We start from the raw sequence: 22,943 nt of genomic DNA, 5'->3' as shown, positions 1-22,943 counted from the left end.
ACGCCCAAGGCGGCTGAACCGTCCCACGCGCGCCCGCGCGCCGCGCCCACCAGAATCTCGGGAGTTTCCATGCCCGCTCGCCCATCCGATCCCGGCATTCCTACACTGACCCATCGGGCCGAACCCTCGTTCCACGACCCGGCCGACGACGACGCCGATGCGCCGCTCTTGACCGAACTGGCCGACGAGGCCGGTCCCGTATACGAAAATGACCCGTATGAACATGACCCGTTTCCCGTCCTGACGGACGTGGCGGACGAGGACGAGCCGCCGGTGTTGCCGGTCTCGCGGACGTCCGAGCCGACGGCAAATCCGCTGGCGGCGCCTTCGACTGCCACCGCCCCCGTACCGACCAGGCCCCTGCCCGACGCCACCGTCCTTGCCGCCCGCCTGCAGGCCGAAGTCGAACAGCTCATGCAGCAGGCGCTTGCCGACGCCGTCAAGCAGCTTCAGGCGCGCATGGACGCGGAATTGCCTGCTATTGTTTCCCGTGTGCTCAATGAGGTTCGACGGGGATGACCGTCCCCCATGCGCAGGATCAATTTGCCCCGCAACGGCCAGTCCTACTTCTTTCTCAAACTGGATTCTTCAGGGAACTGTAAGGTATCCTTCGCATCTAAGCCTTCTAGGCAATCACCATATTTGCCGTATACAGGAGTTCTCCATGAACGAATATCGTCCGTCCCCTTTTAACCGTTCCGGCGGTGTCGCCGGCGCGCCGGGCGAGGTCGCTCGCAACCAGGTCCTGCGCAACACCTACTGGCTTCTGGCCCTGTCGCTGATCCCGACGGTGCTGGGCGCGGCGGTCGGCCTCTACACCGGCATCAACCGCGTCATGGGCGCCAGCCCCGGTCTGTCGGCCATCGTCTTCCTGGTCGGCGCCTTCGGCCTGATGTTCGCCATCGAAAAGAACAAGAACAGCTCGCTGGGCGTCGTCCTGCTGCTGGCCTTCACGTTCTTCATGGGCGTCATGCTTTCGCGCCTGCTGGGCTTCGTGATGGGCATGAGCAACGGCTCGCAGCTCGTCATGACGGCATTCGGCGGCACCGCGATCGTGTTCGGCACCATGGCCACGCTGGCCACGACCATCAAGCGCGATCTCTCGGGACTGCAGAAATTCCTGTTCATCGGCGCCGTCGTGATCCTGGTCGCCGCGCTGGCCAACATCTTCCTGCAACTGCCGGCCCTGATGCTGACCATCTCGGTGCTCGCCATCGTGATCTTCTCGGCGTTCATGCTGGTTGACCTGCAGCGCGTGGTCAACGGCGGCGAGACCAACTACGTCTCCGCCACCCTGGCCATCTACCTGGACGTCTACAACGTCTTCTCGAACCTGCTGATGCTGCTCGGCATCTTCGGCGGCAACCGCGAGTAACGCGCCGTCGCCAGACCACCACCGAAAGGGCCTGCATGCACAACATGTAGGCCCTTTTTCTTTTCCCGCCCGGAGCCCCGCCATGCCCGATCGCCGCCGCTTCCTCCAGACCGCCGCCAGCGCCGCCCTCTTCGGAACCGCCTGGCCGGCATGGGCGGCCGATCCGGCGCAAGCCATGCTCAAACGCCCCATCCCGTCGACGGGCGAAATGCTGCCGGTCGTGGGACTGGGCACCGCGGACACCTTCAACGTATCGCCGGGCGACGCGTCGGCCATGGCGCCGCTCGCCCAGGTGCTTGAAACGCTCCTGAAGGCGGGCGGCACGCTGATCGACACGGCGCCCAGCTATGGCGAGGCCGAGGCCGTCACCGGCGCCCTGCTGGCTCGCGATGGCGGCCTGCGCAAGCGCGTGTTCCTGGCCACCAAGATCAGCACGCGCGGCCACGAATCGGCGATGCGCCAGGTGCGGCAGTCGCAGGAGGCGCTGCGCAGCGACAAGCTGGACCTGATCCAGGTGCACAATCTGATCGACACGCGCAACCAGCTCGCCCTGCTGCGCGACCTGAAGCAGCAGGGCGTGACGCGCTACATCGGCATCACGCATTACACGGACCATGCCCACGACGATCTGACCGAGCTGGTCGAAAAGGAAAAGCCCGACTTTCTGCAGGTGAACCTGTCGATCGCCTCCCGCAGCGCTGAAAAACGCCTGCTGCCCGCGTGCCAGGCCAACGGCGTCGCCGTGCTGATCAACCGTCCGTTCGAAGATGGCGCGCTGTTCCGCCAGGTCAAGGGCGTCGCGCTGCCCACGCTGGCCGCCGAGATCGACTGCACCTCCTGGGCGCAGATCTTCCTGAAGTTCATCATTGGCCACCCCGCCGTCACGGCCGTCATCCCCGCCACGTCCAAGCCCGCCAACATGGCGGACAACGCACGCGCCGGCTTTGGCCGCCAGCCCGACGCCGCCCTGCGCGACCGCATCGCCGCGCTGCTCGCCTGACGCCATGGCGGCCGGCCCCCTGTCCTGGCGCGCCCGCATGTCGCGGGCGCTGGGCATCAAAGAGGACGAACTCGCCCCGGCAGCCTGCGGCTTCGCGTTTTTCTTCTTTCTCTTCTGCGGCTATTTCATGCTGCGCCCCATCCGCGAAACGATGGGGATCCAGGCCGGCGTCAACCAGTTGCAATGGCTGTTCACCGCCACCTTTCTTGCCACCCTGGCCGTCGTGCCGCTGTTTGGCTGGATCGCCACCCGCGTGCCGCGCGCGACGCTGGTGACCTGGGTCTATGCCCTCTTCGCGCTGACCATGGTGGGCTTTGCCGCCCTGCTCCACCAACAACCCGGCAGCGTCTGGGCGGCGCGCGCGTTCTATGTCTGGCTGTCGGTGTTCAACCTGTTCGTCGTGTCCATCGCCTGGAGCCTGATGGCCGACGTGTTCCGCATGGAATCGGCCAAGCGGCTGTTCGCGCTGATCGCGGCGGGCGCCAGCGCGGGCGGCCTGAGCGGCCCGCTGCTGGGCGCGCTGCTCGCTGGCGCGCTGGGCCCGGCGGGTCTGCTTGTACTGTCGGCCCTGCTGCTGACCGCCACGCTGCCGCTCAAGCAATGGTTGCTGGCGTGGCGCGCGGCCTCCCGGCCGGACGTCGGACATGAGGACATGCAGCGTCCCATCGAAGGCGGCATCCTGGCCGGGCTGGCGCGCATCTTTCAGTCCCGTTACCTGCTGGGCATTTCGCTGCTTGTCGTGCTGCTGGCCACGCTGAACACGTTCCTGTACATGGAACAGGCGCGGCTGGTCGCCGATGCGTTTCCCGACACCGCCCAGCGCATACGGGTCTTCAGCGCCCTGGACTTCACCGTGCAGGCGCTGGCGCTGCTGTCGCAGATCTTCATCACCGGGCGCGTGGCCGCACGCCTCGGATTGCGGTTCCTGCTGACCGCGGTGCCCCTGGCGGTCGCGCTTGCGTTCCTGGCGCTGGCTGCGTTCCCCGTGTTCGCCGTGCTGGCGGCCGCCATGATCCTGCGCCGCGCCGGCGAGTATGCGCTGATCCGGCCCGGGCGCGAGATGCTGTTCACGGCAGTCACGCCGGAAGACAAATACAAGACGAAGAACGTCATCGACACCGTCGTCTATCGCGGCGGCGATGCCGCCAGCGGTTGGGTCAAGGCGGGCATCGACATGCTGGGCTACGGCGCGGCGCTGATCGCGCTGTTGGGCGCCGTCGTCGCGGTGGGCGCGGCCGCCGTGGGATATGGACTGGGTAAACAGGCGGATCGGCAGAACGGAGACATTCATTAGTTTTTTCTAAATAACCATCTGATTCAGCCAAACGGAAATATCGATTGCCGGTCGCACAATGGCGCAGCCCTCAACGCCTCGGGAATCGTCATGAAACGCTCTGCCAGCCTTGCCGCCCTGTTGCTTTGCCTTGCCGCGCCGCACGCGCACGCCGACTACCCCGAACGCGCCATCACGCTGATCGTGCCGGCCGCCGCGGGCGGCAACGCCGATATCACCGCCCGCCTCATCGGCCAGGAGATGAGCCGGCTGCTCGGACAGCCGGTCGTCGTCGAAAACCGCGTGGGCGCAGGCGGCCGCATCGGCACGCAGGCCGTGGTCCGGGCGCCCGCGGACGGCTACACCATCGGCTATGCCCACGTCGGCACGCTGGTGCTGCACCGGTACCTGTTCAAGCAGCAGCTTTACGACCTGGACCGGGATCTCAAACCCATCGGCCTGGTCGCCGAGACGCCCAACGTGATCGTCGTGAATGCCGCGTCGCCGTATCGGGACCTGAAAGGCTTTATCGAAGCCAGCCGGGCGCAGCCGGACCGCCTGACCATGACCTCAGCCGATCCGGGCACGACCAGCGAAGTCGGCGTCAAGCTGTTCATCGCCCAGACCGGCGCCGCGGTGCGCCAGATTCCCTACAAGGCCACGGCCGCGCAGCTCTCGGACCTGCTGGGCGGCCACGTGGATTCCATGATGGAAAACCTGCCGCCCTTGATCGGCAACTTGAAGGACGGGCGCCTGCGCGCGCTTGCCGTCACCACCCGCAAGCGCGCCGCGTCGAACCCGGACGTGCCGACCGTGGCCGAACAGGGCTACCCGGAGTACGAGCAGTCCGCGTGGAGCGCGCTGGTCGCACCGGCAGGCACGCCCATTGCCGCGATCTCGCGTTTGAACGCCGCGATGAATCAGGCGCTGCGTTCGGACGCCGTGAGCCGCGAGTTGCGCAGCCGCTCGCAGGAGCCCTTGGGCGGCACGCCGCAGGATGTTCAGGCCCAGATCAAAAAGGAGCTGCCCAAGTGGGAAAGCATCATCAAGGCCGCCACGCTGGATTGAACCGCGCGCCATCCCCCAACGGAGTCGCCGCATGGCCAACGTAACCCGCGAGGATTTCTCCGTGGCCGCCGCCACCAATGCGTCGGCTTACCGGCGCGTCACGATTCCGGTGCTGCGGATCGAGGCGGGCCCCGGGCCTGCCGTCGCGCTCATCGCCGGCGTCCATGGCGACGAATGGGAGGGTCAGGCCGCCATCCTGGACCTGTGGCATCAGTTGCCCGCCATCCTGCAACGCGGCACCGTCTATCTGCTTCCCGCGGTCAATGCGGAAGCTTCGCTGGCCGGCACGCGGCTGTCGCCGTCCGATGGCGGCAACCTGAACCGCGCTTTTCTGGGTGCGCCGGCGCGCGGCTACACCGAAAGCATTGCGGCAGCCCTGGAAGCCCGGCTGCTTACCCGGGTGCAGGCCATGGTGGACGTGCACAGCGGCGGCGCGTCGCTGCGTTACCTGCCGTCCTCGGTCATCACGCGCTACGGCAACGATGCCTATGACGAGCGTCTGCCCGCGCTCGCTCGGGCGTTTGGACTGCCAGACTGCGTGTTCTTCCGCGGCGGCGAAGCCGGGTCCATGCCGGCGGCGGCCAGCCGTCACGGCGTGCTGCGCCTGTCTGCCGAGATCGGCGGCGGCCGGGAAACCAGCCAGTCCCTGGCGGACCGCTGCCGCGTCGGGCTGCTGGGCTGCCTGACGGAATTGGGACTGCTCCCCCGTCCTGCGCACGCACACGCCGCCCAGGACGCTGAAGTCCGCCTCTACGACCTGGACGCCCCCGCCGCGACGCTGCGCGCCCGCGAGTCCGGCGTATTCGTACCCGCCGTGACGCTGGGCCAATCCGTGGCCGCGCAGCAGCCCATTGGCCGCCTCATCGAACCGGCACGGCCCGACGCCCCGCCGCGCGCCCTGCTCAGCCCGCAGGCAGGCACCGTCGTCTGCTTGCGGCCGATCGCCCGCAGCGACGATGGCGATTGCCTGTTGCAGGTGGCGCCCGCTCTCCCCTTGGACTCTCTTGCATCAAAATACTGACCCATGCAGATGAACCCCCGATTGACCGGCCTGCGCTGCATCCGCTGCGCAACCCTGTGGCCCGCCGGCGACTATCCCGAAGGCTGCCCCGCGTGCCTGGCGGCCGGCCATCCCGCCACGCTGGAGTGCCAATACGACGCAGGCGTTGACGCACCAGCGCGGGACGACGCCATGCCCCTGCCGGTACTTTCGGCCGTGACGTTGGGCGAAGGCGGCACCCCGTGCCTATCCGCGCCCGAACTGGCGCGGGAAGAAGGCGTGGGCGCGCTGTGGCTCAAGTGCGAAAGCGCCAATCCCACCGGCAGCCACAAGGACCGCATGTCGGCGCAACTGGTCTCGCGCGCCCGCCTGGCTGGGGCCACGCGTGTCGCTGCGGCCTCCAGCGGCAACGCGGGCGTGTCGTTGGCCGCCTACTGCGCGGCGGCCGGCTTGCAGTCCGACATCGCCATCACCCGCAACTGCCCACCGCTGCAGCGTGAGGCCATGGAGCGCTTTGGCGCGAGGCTGCGCACCTTCGAGGACAGCCTGGGCCGCTGGCCGTACGTGGCCGATCTGTGCCGCAACCACGGCGCGTTCGCGGGCACCAACTACCTGAACCCGCCGGTGGGCACGCATCCCTACGGCGTCGAGGGGTACAAGCCGATCGCCCAGGAGATCCTGGACGACTGCGGCCTGCCCACGGACATCGTCGTCCCGACGGCGCGCGGCGACCTGCTGTGGGGCATCTTTTTGGGCTGGCAGCATCTGCTTCAGACCGGGCGCATCGCCCGCCTGCCCCGGCTGCACGCGGTGGAACCCTACGCCCGTCTGTCGCGCGCGCTGGAAACCGGCGATGCACGCGGCCAATGGGAAAGCGCGACTCAGCAGTATTCCATTGCGGGCGGCACCTGCACGCTGCAAGCACTGGAAGCGCTGTCGCGGTCGGGAGGCATGCCGGTGGAGACGTCCGACGCGCAAGCGGCCGAGGCGCGGCAACGTCTGGAACGCATGGGACTGGGCGCGGAACTGTCGTCGGCCGCTGCGCTGGCGGCCATCGCGCGGCTTAGGCGCGCCGGCAAGCTGGATGCGGAATCTAACGTGGTGCTGCTGCTGACGTCGGACGGTCGCCGGGGCTGATTCCCGCGCTAGACGCCGAACCGTTCGACCAGCGGCGCCAGTGCGCCGCGCAGGCACGTCGCCCAGAATTTGCCGGCTTCGGACAACGGGCGGCTGCCATGCACGATCATGTGGCATTCGAAATGCACAGGTGCCGCCAGCGGCCGGTAGGTGAGGCCCATGGCCTCCATGCCCAGCGCCGTCGCCGGGTTGGCGATGCCCACCCCGTGTCCGGCCAGGGCAAGCTGACACACGGTGCTGGAATACGGCGTTTCGATCGCCACGCGCAGGCTTTGACCGGCCTGACGCAAGAGCGCGTCCAGCCGCTTGCGCGAGCCGTCCTCGGCGTTCAGCGCGATCACATCGACCTCGGCCAGCTGCGAAAAACTCACCGATTCCAGACGCGCGAGCGCATGTCCGGCGGGAAACACCGCCACCGCGCGCAGGCTGGCCAGACGATGTCCGCGCAGCCCCTCGAGCTCGGATTCATCGGCCACCGCCGCCAGGTCCAGTTCCCCCGAGACCACCATGTCGCGCAGGGTATTGGAATCGCGGATCTGCAAGTACAGCGGCGTATCCGGGTATCGCACGCGAAAGCGCGAAATCGCATCGCTGACGATCGCGCCGCTGTAGGCGTGAATGCAGCCGATGCGCAGCCGCGGCTGCGCTGCCCCGCGGATCGCCCGGATCTTGCGTCCCAGGCTTTCAAGACCGACATTCAGGCGGCGGATCTCTTCGTACAGCAGCGTGGCTTCGGGCGTGCGCTGCATGCGCTGGCGCACGCGCTCGAACAGGCGCAGCTCGATGCTGGCCTCCAGCGCGGCCAGCGTTGCGCTGACGGTGGCGGGCGACACGTCCAGGCGCCGTGCGGCGGCGGTGACGCTTTCCGTCTCGTAGACGGTGCGGAAGGTTTCGACCTGTTTGAGCGTGAACGTCATGAGGCCGGGACCGCAATCAGATGCGTTGGAGGTCCAGCAGCACGCGCCGCGTGGACAGCGGACGACCCGCCAGAATCTCGGCCAGGCGCGCGCGCAGGTCACTGCGCAGCGCGGGCTCGATGGTAGGGTCGTCGAAATCGGGCGGCGCCTCATCGACACCGTAGCCCGTCTCGCGCAGCAAGGTCCATTCGAAGCGGCGCAGCGCCCCGGCCGCGCGGGTGCCCGCAGACAGTTGCTGCAAGGCCATGTCATACGCGTCGAACAACAGCGGATGCGCGTCCTCGCGCGGCAACAGGCGCAGCAGCAGTTCGTTCATGTACCACGCCGACATCAACGCGGCGCCGGCCAGCGGCCGGATGCCGGCGATTTCGGCGCGCGTCAGCGTCTTGACCTCGCCGTTGCCGGTCCAGGACAGGAGCAGCGGCTGGAAGGCCGACAACACGGGGCGCAAAACGGAATAAGGGCGCTTGGCGCCCTTGGCGACCATGGCCACGCAGCCGTGATCGCGAGAAAAAGTTTGGACAATCAGGGAGGTTTCACGCCACGCCGTGGCGTGGAGCATGAACCCTGGTCGATCCTGGACGCGTGGCGCCCGTCTACTCATAACCCAGATCGCGCAGCGCACCCTCGCGGTCGGACCAGCCCTTGCGCACCTTGATGTAGACCTCGAGATGCACGGGTTTGTCCAGCAGCTTGGCAATGTCCTGCCGCGCCTCCGTGGCGATCCGCTTCATGTGCATGCCGCCCGTGCCCAGCAGGATGGGCTTGTGGCTGTCGCGTTCGACGACGACACAGGCGTTGATGGTGGCGCCCTTGGCGGTCTCATCCCATTGCTCGATGACGACCGTGCAACCGTACGGCAGTTCGTCGCCCACCAGGCGGAAGATCTTCTCGCGCACGAGTTCGGCGGCGATGAAGCGCATGGGCCGGTCGGTCAGCGTGTCTTCCTCGAACATCGGCTCGCCTTCCGGCAGGCGCGATGCGATTTCCTCGAGCAACTGGTCCAGTTGCTGATTCTTGGTGGCACTGACCGGCACCACGGCGCCGAACGGATGCAGCGCCATGATCTTGGACACGAACGCGAACAGATCGTCGCGGTTCTTCAGCGCGTCGATCTTGGAGACGACCAGAATCGTGCGCTCGGGGTTGGGCAACAGCGGAAGCAGCTTGGCGTCGCCCTCGGACCACTTGCCGGCTTCAACTACATGCACCACCACGTCCACGTCGGCCAGGGCCTGCGTCACGACGCGGTTCATCATGCGGTTCATCGCGCCGCCATGGCGCGTCTGGAAACCTGGGGTGTCGACAAACACGAACTGCTCGTGCTCGCGCGTCAGCACACCGTGAATGCGGTGGCGCGTGGTCTGCGCCTTGCGCGACACGATGGAGATCTTGGAACCGATCAGGGCGTTCGTCAGCGTGGATTTGCCCACATTGGGGCGGCCAACGATGGCAACGAAGCCGGTACGAAAAGGGGTATCGCTCATTTAGTCTCTTGAGCCACTGCCACGGGCAGCGACAATTGCGCGGTTTTGCGCGCCTTGCCCGACTTGCGGGCAGCCTTGGGGGCCGGGCTGACGGCCAGCGCGGCCTCGAGCGCCAGCTTGGCGGCCGATTGCTCGGCGGCGCGACGGCTGGCGCCGGGCGCCATTACCTTGATATCGAGCGCCGGAATGGCGCACTCGACTTCGAACTGCTGGCTGTGGGCCGCGCCGTGCGTGGCCACCACCGTATACAACGGCAGGGCCAGCTTGCGGCCCTGCAGGAATTCCTGCAGCAAGGTCTTGGCGTCCTTGCCGAGCGTCTTGGGATCCACGGACGCCAGCACCGGCTGGTACTGGCGCACGATCACGCGGCGTGCCGCCTCGAAACCCGCATCCAGAAAGACGGCGCCAAAAATGGCTTCGACCGTGTCGGCCAGAATGGACGGCCGGCGGAATCCGCCGCTCTTGAGTTCGCCCTCGCCCAGGCGCAGGTATTGGGACAGCTCAAGGCGCTGCGCGATATCCGCCAGCGACGCCTGCTTGACCAGGTTGGCCCGCAGACGCGACAGATCGCCTTCGTCGATTTTTGAATAGCGTTCGAACAGCATCGCCGCCACAACGAAGTTCAGTACGGAATCCCCAAGGAATTCCAACCGCTCGTTGTGGCGCGCACCGTGGCTGCGGTGCGTCAGCGCCTGTTCAAGCAGGGCCGCATCACCGAAGTGGTGATCGAGGCGGTTTTCTAGCGTGGCTAGCGACATAATCAGTTGAATCGGCCGATGCGGCTCAGATCGCTGAAGTTCATCCAGATGAAGAAAGCGCGGCCGACGATGTTGGCTTCCGGAACGAAGCCCCAATAACGGCTGTCCGCGCTGTTGTCCCGATTATCGCCCATGGCGAAATAATTCCCTTCGGGTACTTTGCAGCGTACCCCATTGTGGCTGTATTGGCAGTTTTGGCGGTACGGAAAAGTCCAGTTCTGCGCGGCATACACCTGCGGAGTCTTCTCTTCCAGCAGGATCTTGTGCTCAACGTCGCCCAACTTCTCTTTATATTGCGCAATATACGACACACGATCCGGCTCGAAATAGTCACCATCACGCACGTGCGGGACCAATTCGCCATTGACATAAAGCTTCTTGTCGATGTATGCGATTTCGTCGCCCGGCAGGCCCACCACGCGCTTGATGTAGTCGACGTTCGGATCGACCGGATACCGGAATACGAACACATCGCCACGCTTCGGTTCGCCGATGGAAATGACCTTCTTGTCGATCACGGGCAGGCGCAGCCCGTAGCTGAACTTGTTCACCAGGATCAGGTCGCCGGACTGCAGCGTGGGCAGCATCGAGCCGGACGGAATGCGGAACGGCTCGACCACGAACGAGCGCAGCATGAACACGAACAGAATGACGGGAAAGAAGCTGACCGCGTACTCGACCCACCAGGGCACGCGCCGCGCGGCATCGCCGGCTTCGCGCCGCAGGCGCTCGGCCTCTTGCGCGTCGCCCACCAGTGCCGCGTCGTACTGTGCCATCGCAGCCTGCGCGCGGCGCTCGCGCCCCTTGCGCAGCACGGCCAGATCGAGCACCCAGATAACGCCGGTAAGCACCAGCAGAATAAAAAGGATCAGGGCAAAGTTCCAACTCATCAGCTAATCGCCTTCTGGGGTTCTATTTGTCTTCCACCTGCAGGATGGCAAGGAACGCCTCCTGCGGAATTTCCACGCTGCCCACCTGCTTCATGCGCTTCTTGCCCGCCTTCTGCTTTTCCAGCAGCTTCTTCTTGCGCGAGATGTCGCCGCCGTAGCACTTGGCCAGCACGTTCTTGCGCAGCGCCTTCACGTTCTCGCGCGCGATGATTTCGGCGCCGATGGCAGCCTGGATGACCACGTCGAACATCTGGCGCGGGATCAGGCCGCGCATGCGGGTGACGACGTCGCGCGCACGGTGGCGCGCATTGCTGCGGTGAACGATGACGGCCAGCGCATCGACGCGGTCGTTGTTGATCAGGAGGTCGACGCGCACCACGTCGGCGGAGCGGTACTCCAGGAATTCGTAATCCATCGAGGCATAGCCGCGCGACACGGACTTCAGCTTGTCGAAGAAATCCAGCACGATCTCGGCCAGCGGGATCTCGTACACCAGGTGAACCTGGCGGCCGTGATAGCTCATGTTGACCTGCACGCCGCGCTTGTTGTTGCACAGCGTCATGACCGGACCGACGTAGTCCTGCGGCATGAACAGCGTGACCTTCACGATGGGCTCGCGGATGTCCTGGATCTTGCCGATCTCGGGCATGCGGGACGGGCTTTCCACGGTGATCACGGAGCCATCGCGCTGCTCGACCTCGTACACCACCGACGGCGCGGTGGTGATGATGTCCATGTCGAATTCGCGTTCCAGACGCTCCTGCACGATTTCCATGTGCAAGAGGCCCAGGAAGCCGCAGCGGAAACCAAAGCCCAGCGCTTGCGAGACTTCGGGTTCGAACATCAGCGCGGCGTCGTTGAGCTTGAGCTTTTCGAGCGAGTCGCGCAGTTGGTCGTATTCGGAGCTTTCGACCGGATACAGCCCGGCGAACACCTGCGGTTTGACTTCCTTGAAGCCCGGCAGCGGGGTCGCGGCCGGCTTGTTGGCCAGCGTGACGGTGTCGCCGACCTTGGCGTCTTCGAGCTGCTTGATGCCGGCGATGATGAAGCCCACCTCGCCCGCCGACAGATGCGGACGCTGCTGCGACTTGGGCGTGAACACGCCGGTCTGCTCGCACAGGTGGGTGGCGCCGGACGCCATCAGCAGGATCTTGTCCTTGGGCTTGAGCACGCCGTTGATGATGCGCACCAGCATGACCACGCCGACGTAGTTGTCGAACCACGAATCGATGATCAGTGCCTGCAGCGGCGCATCGGGATTGCCTTCGGGCGCGGGGACGCGGGCGACGATGGTTTCAAGGATTTCGTCGATGCCCATGCCGGTCTTGGCGCTGGCCAGCACGGCGTCCGAGGCGTCGATACCGATGACGTCCTCGACTTCCTGGCGAGCGCCTTCAGGATCGGCCTGCGGCAGGTCCATCTTGTTCAGCACGGGCACGACTTCCACACCCAGCTCGATTGCGGTGTAGCAGTTGGCCACCGTCTGCGCTTCCACGCCCTGCGATGCGTCCACCACCAGCAGCGCGCCTTCGCAGGCGGACAGGGAGCGGCTCACTTCGTACGAGAAGTCCACGTGCCCCGGCGTGTCGATCAGGTTCAGGTTGTAGATCTTGCCGTCCTGCGCCTTGTAATGCAAGGCGGCCGTCTGGGCCTTGATGGTGATGCCGCGCTCGCGCTCGATTTCCATGGAATCGAGGACCTGCGCCGACATCTCGCGATCCGCCAGTCCGCCGCAGCGCTGGATCAGGCGATCGGCCAAGGTCGACTTGCCGTGATCGATGTGGGCAATGATGGAAAAGTTGCGGATATGCTGCATGCTTGAATTTATAAGGGACGGAACAGACGGCACACTGCCGGGAGACATCGCCGCCGGAATGTGCACGGCCGACGTGTGAGGCGCTGACGGGCAATGCCCGGACAAAACTGAGGGGGCGCCATGCGCCCCCTCTTGCGGCAACCAGCCATTTTAGCCGGTCTTGAGCCATTTTTTTTGCCCGGGGCGCGCCCTGGGACAAAAAGCGCCCTGGGGTGACCGCATCAGGCGGCTTTGCGCCATGCCTTGCCCGGCCGCGGCGCCGGTCGAGCGCCGCCGGTCCGGGCCGTCATCACTTGGATGCGGGCACCGCCACCCACTGCGTCTGGTCGCCACGGCGCACCAGGAGGCCCGTCGCGCGGCTCTTGTCCAGCTTGGCGACCAGTTCGCCGAACTGCTTGGCGCCGGTCACGTCGGTGTCGTTCAGCGCCAACACGATGTCGCCTTCCTGCAGGCCAGCCTTGGCGGCCGCACCATCGGCAACCTTCACCTGGACGCCTCCCTTGATGCGCAGCTTCTTCTGGGTATCGGCGGGCACGTCGATCACGCTCAGACCCAGCGCGTTGGTGACCTCGGGCTCAGGCGCCGGCTTCTTGCCGGCGGCGGCCGCCTTCTCGGTCGGGATCTCACCGACCTTGACCGACAGCGTCATGCTCTTGCCCTTGCGCCAGACTTCCATGTCGGCGCGCGTGCCTGGCTTGGTCTCGCCGACGATGCGCGGCAGGTCGGACCAGCGCTTGATCGGTTCCTTGTTGAACTTCAGGATCACGTCGCCCGGCTGCACGCCCGCCTGTTCGGCAGGACCCTCGGCTTCGACGCTGCTGACCAGCGCGCCTTCGGCCTTCGGCAGGCCGATGGCTTCGGCCACATCCTTGCCGACTTCGCCGATCTGCACGCCAACGCGGCCGCGCGTGACCTTGCCCGTCGTGCGCAGCTGGTCAACCACCCGCATGGCTTCGTCGATAGGAATGGCCAGCGAGATGCCCATGAAGCCGCCGCTGCGCGAGATGATCTGGGAATTGATGCCCACGACTTCGCCGTCCAGGTTGATCAGCGGGCCGCCCGAGTTGCCGGGGTTGACCGCGACGTCCGTCTGGATGAACGGCAGGTACTCGCCGGTATCGCGGCCGATGGCGCTGACGATGCCGGAGGTGACGGTGGAATCCAGGCCGAACGGCGAGCCGATGGCGAGCACCCACTGGCCCTTCTTGAGCTTCTTGGGATCGCCGATCACCAGCGGCGTCATGTCCTTGGCTTCGATCTTGATGAGCGCCACGTCGGTGCGCTCGTCCGTGCCGATGACCTTGGCCTTGAACTCGCGTCCGTCGGTCAGGGTGACATAGATGTCGGTCGCATCCACGACCACGTGGTTGTTGGTCAGGATGTAGCCGTCGGCCGACACGAAGAAGCCCGAGCCCACGCCACGCGGCACGGTGCGCTCTTCAGGCGGCGTCGGTTGCGGACGCTGGCGCGGATTGGGCGACTGCTGCCCGGGCGGCTGGAATTCGGGACCGAAGAACCACCGGAACAGTTCGTAGGGATCGCTGCCGCCAGGACCGTTGCCGCCGCCGCGCACGGGAACCGTGGCGGTCGTGCGGATGTTGACGACGGCCGGATCGGCCTTTTCAACGATGGCCGTGAAGTCGGGCAATCCGACCGCGGCAGGCGCCGTCTGCGCCACCGTCACCGGCACGTAGGCGGTGGACAGCATTGCCCCCGCCGCGACAGCCGCCAGAAAGCGCCGGAAAAAAGCGTTCGAGACCGTCATTGCTTTCATATGTCACTCCGAAATTGCTGCTTGCGGAACGGCGGGAATTATTTGGCCCCGCCCTCCGCGGGTGCGGGTGCGGCTGCCGCGGGTGCGGGTGGCACGTACTCAGTGGCCTGCGCAAGTTGTTCCAGCGTGGCGGCGGGCACTTCGCCCACCGCGGTCAGCCAGAAGTCCGCAATGCGCGCGCCATAAACATTGATCGCGCCGCGCTGGGATGCGCCGTGCGCGGGCTGGTGGTTACGCTGGCTGTCATAGGGCTCGATGAAGACCGAGATCGCTGCCAGGCCATCGGACAGCACCATCTGGCTGACCGGCAATCCGCGCTTCATGGCGCGCGATACCTGCATGATCGTCTTGAAGCCGTTGGGCGCCGGAATGCGCCAGCCCTGCGCCGCAAGATCCACGGGCTGCATGCTGGCCTCGAGCACCTTCCAGTCGCGGGTGTTCCAGCGCGAGGACAGCGTCTGCGGATCCACTTCGGAACCGAGCCGCAGCGACGTGAACGACACCTGCTCGACCACGCCGCGCGCGGCGTTCAGCGTCTGGGCCTTCAGCAGCAGATTGGTTTCGACGTCCGCGCACAGGCGATAGCCGTAGCGCAGCTTGTCCAGCGGTTCGATCGTGATGAGCCGGCATTCGCGGCCCGCGACGCGGTGCGGCGTGGGCTCGGTGCGGATCTTGTAGTGTTCGGACAGGTTGGCCGGGTCGCCGAGCAGCAGACCGGGGAAGCGATCGCCACGGCGCCGCTCGACAAGCACGGTCTTGCGTTCGGGGATCAGACACTGCACGTCGTCGTTATGACGCAGGTATTCGCGCGGCTGGCCGTCAAGGATCTCGAGGCGTTCGCGCTCGCCGGTGCCGTCAAGAACGTGCACGAGGCGCGAGGACTGGATGACGTCGCCTTGCTGATACATGAAGACGCCGGCGTAGTCCTGCTTGCGCGCCGCCTGCTGAATGCGCGTGAGAAGCTGCACGACATCTTCGGTCTGGCCGGCCGGCGTAGCGCCAGCAGCGGCCGCGGGACCGTGCGCGGCAAGGAAAGCAGTCAGGAGCGTGGCGGCGAACCAGCCGGCGCGGTGAGCCTGCCACGAAGCAGCACGTCCCAGCACCGGCCAGCGTGATGGAAGCACAAGCGCCATCAACGTCCCGCTCCGACATCGAACGACACCTGCCGGACCGCGCTGGGGCCGGCCATCTGGCGATGGGCCTCCAGGTAGTCGCGCAGGCCCGAGTCGTCGGAGGCCGAGGCCGGCGAGCTGGCATCGGCCAGCACGCGCACATCCGTCGCGGGCGAGCCGGTGACGTACGGCTGAGCCACCCACGCGACCGTGGCCACCGCGGCGGCAACAGCCAGGCCGGACAGGCCCATGCGCAATGGCGAGCGGCGCCGAGGCGCCGCTACGATGGGCAATTCGGCGTCCAGCGCGCGCGCCAGGCGGGCCGAGAAGGCCGCGCTGGGCGTCAGCGCCAGATCGGAATTGCGCAGGGAATCACCAATCAAATGATAGGTGTCCCAGGTCTGACGTCCCTCTTTGGACAACAGACTGGGAAGAATATCGTCGGAATCTTCTCCGTCCATCCAGGCGGAAACCGATTCCTCCCAGGAGGACTCGGCGATCTCAACGGATTTGGCTGCTGTTTGCATGACTGCCACTCCTTACCAGCGACGCTCGACATCGGTGTCGAGCAGTGGACGCAACTTGGTGGCAATGGCTTCACGCGCACGAAAAATGCGGGAGCGCACCGTACCGATCGGGCAATCCATGCTCTGGGCGATGTCTTCGTAACTCATACCTTCGATTTCACGCAGGACAATTGCGGTGCGCAATTCTTCAGGCAAACCCTCGATGGCCGCGTTCACCGTCTCGGCGATTTCGCGGCTGGCAACCATGGATTCCGGCGTGCTTATATCCGTTAGGTTGTCGGTTTCGTTAAAAGTTTCACCGTCTTCCGTTTCAATCGCATTGGGCGCGCTGGGGCGCCGCCCCTGCGAGGCGAGCCAGTTGCGCGCGGTATTGATGGCGATGCGGTACAGCCACGTGTAGAAGGCGCTTTCGCCCCGGAACTGGGGCAACGCGCGGTAAGCCTTGATGAAGGCCTCCTGCGCCACATCCTCGATTTCGGAGGGATCGCGGATCATCCGGGCCAAGAGGCGGAGGATCTTGCGCTGGTACTTGAGCACCAGGAGATCAAATGCCTTCTTGTCGCCCCGCTGGACGCGCGCGACAAGCTCGGCGTCGACTTCGCGCTCGCTCATGCGGCCTCCCGCAAAAGACGCGCCGGGCGTGCCTGACGCGCCGTGCCCGCCACGAGGCGCAGACGGCGCCAGGATTCGGGTCGCAGCGTGTGCTTCCAGACGGTGAGGGTGATTTTGCTAGTGGTAAAGGCCGTACTCCCGGTGGGCAAGGGCTGCAGGATAAGCGTCAGCCACGCTGGACCCCGTTGCTGGTCCAGCAGCAGCGCATCTTGCCAGCCTTGCGGCCGGCGTAGCTGCCAGGGGCCAGCCCCGGTCGCGGTACGTAGCGCCGTTACCGGGGACGGGGTGTTCCGTGCCGAGTGTAACAGCCCGGCCACCAGGAACAGAAGCGCGAGCAGCGCTGCTGCCATCCAGGCGTGACCATGCCAGGAAGCGGCTGTCAGCACGCTGGCCGCGGCGGCGGCCAGCGCCAGCCCAAAGAGCGCAACGGCGCCCCTGGGCTGCGAGACAGGCACACGGAACGACCAACGCCCCCCAGCCAAGCCTTCCAAATCAGACCCGGCGAACGGCCATCGAGCCGTTGGTGCCGCCAAAGCCGAACGAATTGGACAGGCCCACGTCGATCTTCATCTGCCGCGCTTCGTTCGCGCAGTAATCCAGATCGCATTCCGGATCTTGATTGAAGATGTTGATCGTCGGAGGCGAGACCTGGTTGTACACGGCCAGGGTCGTGAACACGGCTTCGATGCCGCCGGCTGCGCCCAGCAGGTGGCCGGTCATCGACTTGGTCGAGTTGACCACCAGCTTCTTGGCGTGGTCGCCGAACGCCAGCTTCAGCGCGTCGGTTTCGTTCTTGTCGCCAAGCGGGGTGGACGTGCCATGCGCGTTGACGTATTGGACGTCTTCGGGATTCAGGCCGCCGTTGCGCAGCGCGTTGATCACGCCGCGGCGCGGGCCGTCCTTGTCCGGCGCGGTGATGTGGTGGGCATCGGAGCTCATGCCGTAGCCAGCCAGTTCACCGTAGATACGCGCGCCGCGCTTCTTGGCGTGCTCGTACTCTTCCAGAACCAGGACACCAGCGCCCTCGCCCAGCACAAAGCCGTCGCGGTCGCGGTCCCAGGGACGCGATGCGGTCTGAGGATCATCGTTGCGGGTCGACAGCGCGCGCATGGCGGCAAAGCCGCCAATGCCCAGCGGCGACACGGTCGATTCGGCGCCGCCGGCCACCATGACGTCGGCATCGCCGTATTCGATCAGGCGTGCGGCATCGCCAATGCAATGCAGGCCGGTCGTGCAGGCAGACACCACGGCGTAGCTGGGACCCTTCATGCCATAGGCGATCGACAGATGCCCGGAAATCAGGTTGATCAGCGAACCCGGCACGAAGAACGGCGAGATGCGCCGAGGTCCCTTGGCAAGGTACTCGACCTGGGTTTCCTCAATGCGCGGCAGACCGCCAATACCGGACCCCACGATCACGCCGATACGCTCGGCGTTTTCTTCGGTGACTTCCAGGCCGCAATCGCGCCAGGCCTGCATTCCGGCAGCCAGGCCGTAATGGATGAACGTATCCATCTGGCGGGCTTCCTTGGCCGAAATAAAGGTACTGATGTCGAAGTCTTTGACTTCGCCAGCAATGTGAGTGGTGATGGCCGAGGGATCGAAACGGGTGATGCGGCTGATGCCAGAACGTCCGTTGACGATATTGTCCCAAGCGGTGGTCAGATCATTTCCTACGGGGGAAACGATACCCAGGCCGGTGATGACGACACGTCGCTTCACGGATGACTCCTCAAACAGACAAAAGAAAGGCGGTTTTCGGGATGCGCTGCGCGTGTGGACCACATGAAGGCAGGTGAGGCATTACAACGCCCGACCTGCCGGTGGACCACACGGCACTCCAGAAACCGCCCTGATTCCAGGTTGGCCGACAAAATCGGGCAACCAGGACGATATAGGCTGAGCTTACTGCTTACCGTGCGAATTGATGTAGTCAATCGCTTGTTGCACGGTCGTGATCTTTTCGGCCTCTTCGTCGGGGATCTCGGTCTCGAATTCGTCTTCGAGGGCCATGACCAGTTCGACCATGTCGAGCGAATCGGCACCGAGGTCGTCAAGGAAGGAGGACTCGTTCTTGATCTCGGCTTCGTTGACGCCAAGTTGTTCAGCGACGATCTTCTTGACGCGCTGTTCGATGCTTTCCATGCAGATCTCCAATTGGGAAAAATCCCGCGAATTATAGCCAAGCGCGGAGTGATGCAACGCCTGACCGTGACAAAAATAACACCGCGCATTTGTTCTGTCGCCGAGACCGGCGCAGGATGACCATGTGCGGCGTTTCCGGAGAATCGCGCGCCACCTTGCCGATTGCCCGGCGGCGGCGCGCGATTCGTGATTTATTGCATGTACATCCCGCCGTTGACGTGCAGGGTGGTGCCGGTAATGTAACCCGCCTGAGGCCCGGACAAAAAGGCCACGGCATGCGCAATATCAGACGGAGAGCCCAGACGACCCAGCGGAATCTGTTGCAGCAGCGCCGCCGTCTGGTTTTCGCCGAGGGCACGCGTCATGTCGGTGTCGATGAAGCCGGGCGCCACGCAGTTCACGGTGATGTTGCGGCTGCCCAGTTCACGCGCCAGCGCCCGCGCCATGCCTGCCACGCCAGCTTTTGCGGCCGCGTAGTTGGCTTGGCCCGCGTTGCCGCTGGAACCCACCACGGACGTCACGTTGATGATGCGTCCCCAACGGGCCTTCATCATGCTGCGCAGCACGGCGCGCGACAGACGGAAGACCGAGGCCAGGTTGGTGTCGATAACGGCCGACCAGTCGTCATCCTTCATGCGCATCGCCAGCGTATCACGGGTGATGCCAGCGTTATTGACGAGGATGTGCGGACCGCCGCCTTCCTTGCCCAGCGCGTCGATCAGCGCATCGCAGGCAGCGGCGTCGGTCACGTCCAGCACCACACCGCGGCCACCGGACGGCGCGAGCGCTTCGGTGATGCCAGCCGCGCCCGATTCGGACGTGGCGGTGCCGACGACGGTTGCGCCGCGCGCGGCCAGTTCCAGGGCGATCGCCCGGCCAATGCCGCGGGTCGCGCCCGTGACGAGCGCGATCTTGCCCTGCAATTCGGTCGAGGTGTTGTCCATTGATCAGTTTCCGTTGACGGCAGCCAAAGCCGCTTCCAGCGAAGCGGGATCGGTGATGGCCAGGCCGGTGAGTTCGGGGTCGATGCGCTTGGTCAGGCCAGCAAGCACCTTGCCCGGACCGCATTCGATGACGTGCGTGACGCCTTGCGCCTTCATGGCGCGCAGGGTTTCGACCCAGCGCACAGGATGCCACGCCTGACGCACCAGCGCATCGCGGATGGCGTCTGGGTCAGTGGGCGAAGCCACGTCGACGTTGTTGATGACCTGCACTTGCGGCGCGGACACGGCGGCGCCGCCGAGCGCGCCAGCCAGCACATCGGCGGCGGGCTTGAGCAGGCTGGAATGGAACGGCGCGGACACGGGCAGCAGCAAGGCGCGCTTGGCGCCGGCGGCCTTGGCCAGCTCGCAGGCGCGTTCGACCGCGGCCTTGTGACCGGCGATCACGACTTGCGCGGGCGCATTGAAGTTGACGGCTTCGACCACTTCGCCTTGCGCGGCTTGCGCACACGCGGCGCGCACGGCATCGTCGTCCAGACCCAGGATGGCGGCCATGGCGCCCGTGCCGACCGGCACGGCGGCCTGCATGGCGTCGGCGCGCACGCGCACCAGGCGCACGGCGTCTTCCAGCGCCAGCGAACCAGCGGCGGTCAGCGCGGCGTATTCGCCCAGGCTGTGGCCGGCCACGACATCAGGCTTGCGGCCGCCCGCGGCGATCCACGCGTTGTAGAAGGCGACGCCAGCAGTCAGCATGGCCGGCTGCGTGTTGGTGGTCAGGTTGAGCTGTTCGACGGGACCCTGCGCGATCAGCGCGCCCAGGTCCTGCCCCAGGGCCTGCGAGGCCCGCGCCACGGTGTCGGTGACCGCCGCCACGCCGGACCAGGCGTCCAGCATGCCGACGGCTTGCGAACCCTGACCAGGAAAGACAAAAGCGATTTTCATGATTGAGCGTGTGGTTTGATTCAGTGTCTGTGAGGAATGCCAGGCGCGCTCTCAGGCCGCCCGCGGCACACATGCCGCCGCGGCCAGGGCACGCCCTTACATGCGAGCCAGTACCGAGCCCCAGGTGAATCCGCCGCCCACGCCTTGCATCAGGATGAGCTGGCCCGGCTTGACGCGGCCGTCGCGGCGCGCCGCATCGAGTGCGAGCGGCACACTGGCCGCGGACGTGTTGGCGTGGCTGTCGACGGTGATGACGACCTTCTCGACGGGCACGTCCAGCTTGCGGGCCAGGAAATTCAGGATGCGCACGTTGGCCTGATGCGGAATCAGCCAATCGACGTCGGCAACGGTGAGTCCGGCTTCGGCGCAGGTGTCGCGCGCCGAGCGGTCCAGCACGGTGACGGCCTGCTTGAAGACGGCCTGGCCGTCCATGCGCAGGAAGGGATCGCCCGTGACGTCGCCGTAGGCCACGTTGCCCGCGGCGCTGAGGATCTTCATCTGGCTGCCGTCGGCATGCAGTTGCGCGGCCATGATGCCAGGCGTGTCGGAGGCCTTGAGGACCACCGCACCAGCGCCGTCGCCAAACAGCACGCAGGTGCTGCGATCGTTCCAGTCGAGGATGCGCGAGAACACTTCGGCGCCGATCACCAGCGCGCAGCGCGCGCGGCCCGCGCGGATGAAGCTGTCGGCGGTGGTCAGCGCGTAGACGAAGCCGCTGCACACGGCCTGCACGTCGAACGCGGCCGAGCCCTTGGCGCCGAGGTTGGCCTGCACCAGGCAAGCCGTGCTGGGGAACACGAAATCGGGGGTGGACGTGGCCACGATGACGAGGTCGACTTCGGAAGCATCGACGCCCGCATCGGCCAACGCGCGGCGCGAGGCCTCGGTGGCCAGCTGGCTGGTGGTCACGCCACGCTCGGCCAGATGGCGCTGACGGATGCCCGTGCGCTCGACAATCCATTCGTCTGAGGTGGCGATGTCGCGCGTCGCCAGTTCCGCAGCCAGTTCGTCATTCGAAACCACGCGTTCCGGCAGGAAGCTGCCGGTGCCCGCGATCACGGAGTATTTCATTGCGGTATCCATCAAGCGGTATCCCCAGCCACGTTGGGCGACGCCGCCGAAGGGCGATCGCCGGATTGAACGCGCTTGGTAATTTGGGCGACCGTCTGCGCGGTGCGCTCCAGCAGTTTACTCACTACGGCTTCGCGGGCGCGTTGCAAGGCAAAACCGAAGGCGTAAACGTCCGCGGAGCCGTGGCTTTTGATGACCACGCCGCGCAAGCCGAGCAAAGCCGCGCCGTTGTAGCGGCGGTTGTCCACGCGGTTGCGCAGGCGGTTCAGCACAGGCTTGGCCACCGCGCCGGCGATCAGCGTGATCAGATTGCGCTTGAACTCTTCGCGAATGATGCTGGACAGCATCTTCGCCAGTCCTTCCACGGACTTGAGCACGACGTTGCCGACAAAGCCGTCGCAGACGACGACGTCGACCGTGCCCTTGAAGATGTCGTTGCCTTCGACGTTGCCGTAGAAGTTCAATGGGCTGCCGCGCAGAAGCTCGGCGGCTTCCTTGACGACTTCGTTGCCCTTGATGACTTCTTCGCCAATGTTCAGCAAGCCCACGGTGGGGTTCTCGCGATGGTCCACCGCCTGCGACAGCGCGGCGCCCATGATGGCGAATTGCAGCAGGTGCTCGGCCGAGCAGTCCACGTTTGCACCAAGGTCCAGCACCGTGGTGGCGCGGCCCGTCTGGTTCGGAATGGACGTGGCGATCGCCGGGCGGTCGATGCCGTCCAACGTCTTGAGCACATAACGTGAAATGGCCATCCAGGCGCCGGTGTTGCCCGCGGAAACGCAGGCGTCCGCCCGCCCATCCTTGACGGATTGGGCAGCGAGGCGCATGGAGGAGTCTTTTTTGCGGCGCAGGGCGACCTCGACCGGGTCGTCCATGGTGACGACTTCGGAAGCCGCCACGATCTCAATGCGATCGCGCGCCACGTTGCGGTGCTCGGAGAGCGCCGCTTCGATAGCGTCGGGAAGCCCGACCAGCAATAGCCGGGTGTCCGGAAATTGCCGGGCGAACTCGATCGCAGCCGGAATCGTGACGGGCAGACCGAAGTCTCCGCCCATACAGTCTATGGCGATGCGTATCACGGGTGCCAGGTATCAGCGC

General features: G+C 65.7%; 23 protein-coding genes. 7 read left to right on the top strand and 16 right to left on the bottom strand.

Annotated elements, in window-relative coordinates; all coding sequences use genetic code 11:
• Positions 1-69: 69 nt before the first annotated feature.
• The 7 genes from CLM73_RS06595 (at position 70) to CLM73_RS06565 (ending at position 6,853) form a co-directional block, all read left to right on the top strand.
• Positions 70-519, top strand: a complete 450-nt coding sequence (locus CLM73_RS06595) for a hypothetical protein (RefSeq protein ID WP_105237809.1) — start codon at positions 70-72, stop codon at positions 517-519.
• A 145-nt stretch (positions 520-664) separates the two neighbouring features.
• On the top strand, positions 665-1,375 hold the full coding sequence (locus tag CLM73_RS06590; protein ID WP_105237808.1) for a Bax inhibitor-1/YccA family protein: 711 nt from the start codon (positions 665-667) through the stop codon (positions 1,373-1,375).
• Between the two features lie 82 nt (positions 1,376-1,457).
• Positions 1,458-2,375: an aldo/keto reductase gene (locus CLM73_RS06585; protein ID WP_105237807.1), complete on the top strand. Its 918-nt coding sequence runs from the start codon at positions 1,458-1,460 to the stop codon at positions 2,373-2,375.
• Between the two features lie 4 nt (positions 2,376-2,379).
• On the top strand, positions 2,380-3,669 hold the full coding sequence (locus CLM73_RS06580) for an NTP/NDP exchange transporter (RefSeq protein WP_105241404.1): 1,290 nt from the start codon (positions 2,380-2,382) through the stop codon (positions 3,667-3,669).
• A 90-nt stretch (positions 3,670-3,759) separates the two neighbouring features.
• Complete coding sequence (locus tag CLM73_RS06575) at positions 3,760-4,716, top strand: Bug family tripartite tricarboxylate transporter substrate binding protein (protein ID WP_105237806.1); 957 nt, start codon at positions 3,760-3,762, stop codon at positions 4,714-4,716.
• 31 nt (positions 4,717-4,747) lie between these two features.
• Entirely contained in the window at positions 4,748-5,737 is a 990-nt protein-coding gene (locus CLM73_RS06570; protein WP_105237805.1) for a succinylglutamate desuccinylase/aspartoacylase domain-containing protein, read from the top strand.
• 3 nt (positions 5,738-5,740) lie between these two features.
• On the top strand, positions 5,741-6,853 hold the full coding sequence (locus CLM73_RS06565; protein WP_105237804.1) for a pyridoxal-phosphate dependent enzyme: 1,113 nt from the start codon (positions 5,741-5,743) through the stop codon (positions 6,851-6,853).
• 8 nt (positions 6,854-6,861) lie between these two features.
• Here CLM73_RS06565 and CLM73_RS06560 read toward each other — a convergent pair whose 3' ends face one another.
• From CLM73_RS06560 to plsX, 16 genes are all read right to left on the bottom strand, one after another.
• The gene (locus tag CLM73_RS06560) at positions 6,862-7,770 is read right to left on the bottom strand and encodes a LysR family transcriptional regulator (RefSeq protein WP_105237803.1); all 909 of its coding nucleotides are present in this window, start codon (positions 7,768-7,770) and stop codon (positions 6,862-6,864) included.
• Positions 7,771-7,786: 16 nt separating this feature from the next.
• Positions 7,787-8,374, bottom strand: a complete 588-nt coding sequence (gene recO / locus CLM73_RS06555) for a DNA repair protein RecO (protein WP_056568020.1) — start codon at positions 8,372-8,374, stop codon at positions 7,787-7,789.
• On the bottom strand, positions 8,367-9,257 hold the full coding sequence (gene era / locus CLM73_RS06550; RefSeq protein WP_105237802.1) for a GTPase Era: 891 nt from the start codon (positions 9,255-9,257) through the stop codon (positions 8,367-8,369). Before era ends, recO begins: the two co-directional genes overlap by 8 nt.
• On the bottom strand, positions 9,254-10,015 hold the full coding sequence (rnc, locus tag CLM73_RS06545; RefSeq protein ID WP_056568025.1) for a ribonuclease III: 762 nt from the start codon (positions 10,013-10,015) through the stop codon (positions 9,254-9,256). The genes era and rnc overlap by 4 nt, the downstream gene beginning before the upstream one ends.
• Before the next feature lie 2 nt (positions 10,016-10,017).
• The gene (gene lepB / locus CLM73_RS06540; RefSeq protein WP_105237801.1) at positions 10,018-10,905 is read right to left on the bottom strand and encodes a signal peptidase I; all 888 of its coding nucleotides are present in this window, start codon (positions 10,903-10,905) and stop codon (positions 10,018-10,020) included.
• Between the two features lie 22 nt (positions 10,906-10,927).
• A complete protein-coding gene (gene lepA / locus CLM73_RS06535) occupies positions 10,928-12,721 on the bottom strand; it encodes a translation elongation factor 4 (RefSeq protein ID WP_105237800.1) in 1,794 nt (597 codons plus the stop codon).
• A 289-nt stretch (positions 12,722-13,010) separates the two neighbouring features.
• The gene (locus CLM73_RS06530) at positions 13,011-14,495 is read right to left on the bottom strand and encodes a DegQ family serine endoprotease (RefSeq protein WP_105237799.1); all 1,485 of its coding nucleotides are present in this window, start codon (positions 14,493-14,495) and stop codon (positions 13,011-13,013) included.
• 38 nt (positions 14,496-14,533) lie between these two features.
• Positions 14,534-15,628, bottom strand: a complete 1,095-nt coding sequence (locus CLM73_RS06525; protein ID WP_105237798.1) for a MucB/RseB C-terminal domain-containing protein — start codon at positions 15,626-15,628, stop codon at positions 14,534-14,536.
• Positions 15,628-16,134: a sigma-E factor negative regulatory protein gene (locus CLM73_RS06520; protein ID WP_105237797.1), complete on the bottom strand. Its 507-nt coding sequence runs from the start codon at positions 16,132-16,134 to the stop codon at positions 15,628-15,630. The genes CLM73_RS06525 and CLM73_RS06520 overlap by 1 nt, the downstream gene beginning before the upstream one ends.
• Positions 16,135-16,146: 12 nt before the next feature.
• A complete protein-coding gene (gene rpoE / locus CLM73_RS06515; protein ID WP_056568041.1) occupies positions 16,147-16,746 on the bottom strand; it encodes an RNA polymerase sigma factor RpoE in 600 nt (199 codons plus the stop codon).
• A 492-nt stretch (positions 16,747-17,238) separates the two neighbouring features.
• Entirely contained in the window at positions 17,239-18,468 is a 1,230-nt protein-coding gene (gene fabF / locus CLM73_RS06505; protein ID WP_056568047.1) for a beta-ketoacyl-ACP synthase II, read from the bottom strand.
• 183 nt (positions 18,469-18,651) lie between these two features.
• On the bottom strand, positions 18,652-18,891 hold the full coding sequence (gene acpP, locus CLM73_RS06500) for an acyl carrier protein (protein ID WP_003813816.1): 240 nt from the start codon (positions 18,889-18,891) through the stop codon (positions 18,652-18,654).
• 191 nt (positions 18,892-19,082) lie between these two features.
• Entirely contained in the window at positions 19,083-19,835 is a 753-nt protein-coding gene (fabG, locus tag CLM73_RS06495) for a 3-oxoacyl-ACP reductase FabG (protein ID WP_056568051.1), read from the bottom strand.
• 3 nt (positions 19,836-19,838) lie between these two features.
• A complete protein-coding gene (gene fabD, locus CLM73_RS06490; protein ID WP_105237795.1) occupies positions 19,839-20,774 on the bottom strand; it encodes an ACP S-malonyltransferase in 936 nt (311 codons plus the stop codon).
• A 96-nt stretch (positions 20,775-20,870) separates the two neighbouring features.
• Positions 20,871-21,857, bottom strand: coding sequence for a beta-ketoacyl-ACP synthase III (locus tag CLM73_RS06485; protein WP_056568057.1), 987 nt, complete (start codon positions 21,855-21,857; stop codon positions 20,871-20,873).
• Entirely contained in the window at positions 21,857-22,924 is a 1,068-nt protein-coding gene (gene plsX, locus CLM73_RS06480; protein ID WP_056568060.1) for a phosphate acyltransferase PlsX, read from the bottom strand. Before plsX ends, CLM73_RS06485 begins: the two co-directional genes overlap by 1 nt.
• Positions 22,925-22,943 lie beyond the last annotated feature (19 nt).

Source organism: Achromobacter spanius (genome assembly GCF_002966795.1).
Taxonomy (GTDB): Bacteria; Pseudomonadota; Gammaproteobacteria; order Burkholderiales; family Burkholderiaceae_B; genus Achromobacter; species Achromobacter spanius_D.
This window is presented reverse-complemented; position numbering and strand designations above follow the sequence as displayed.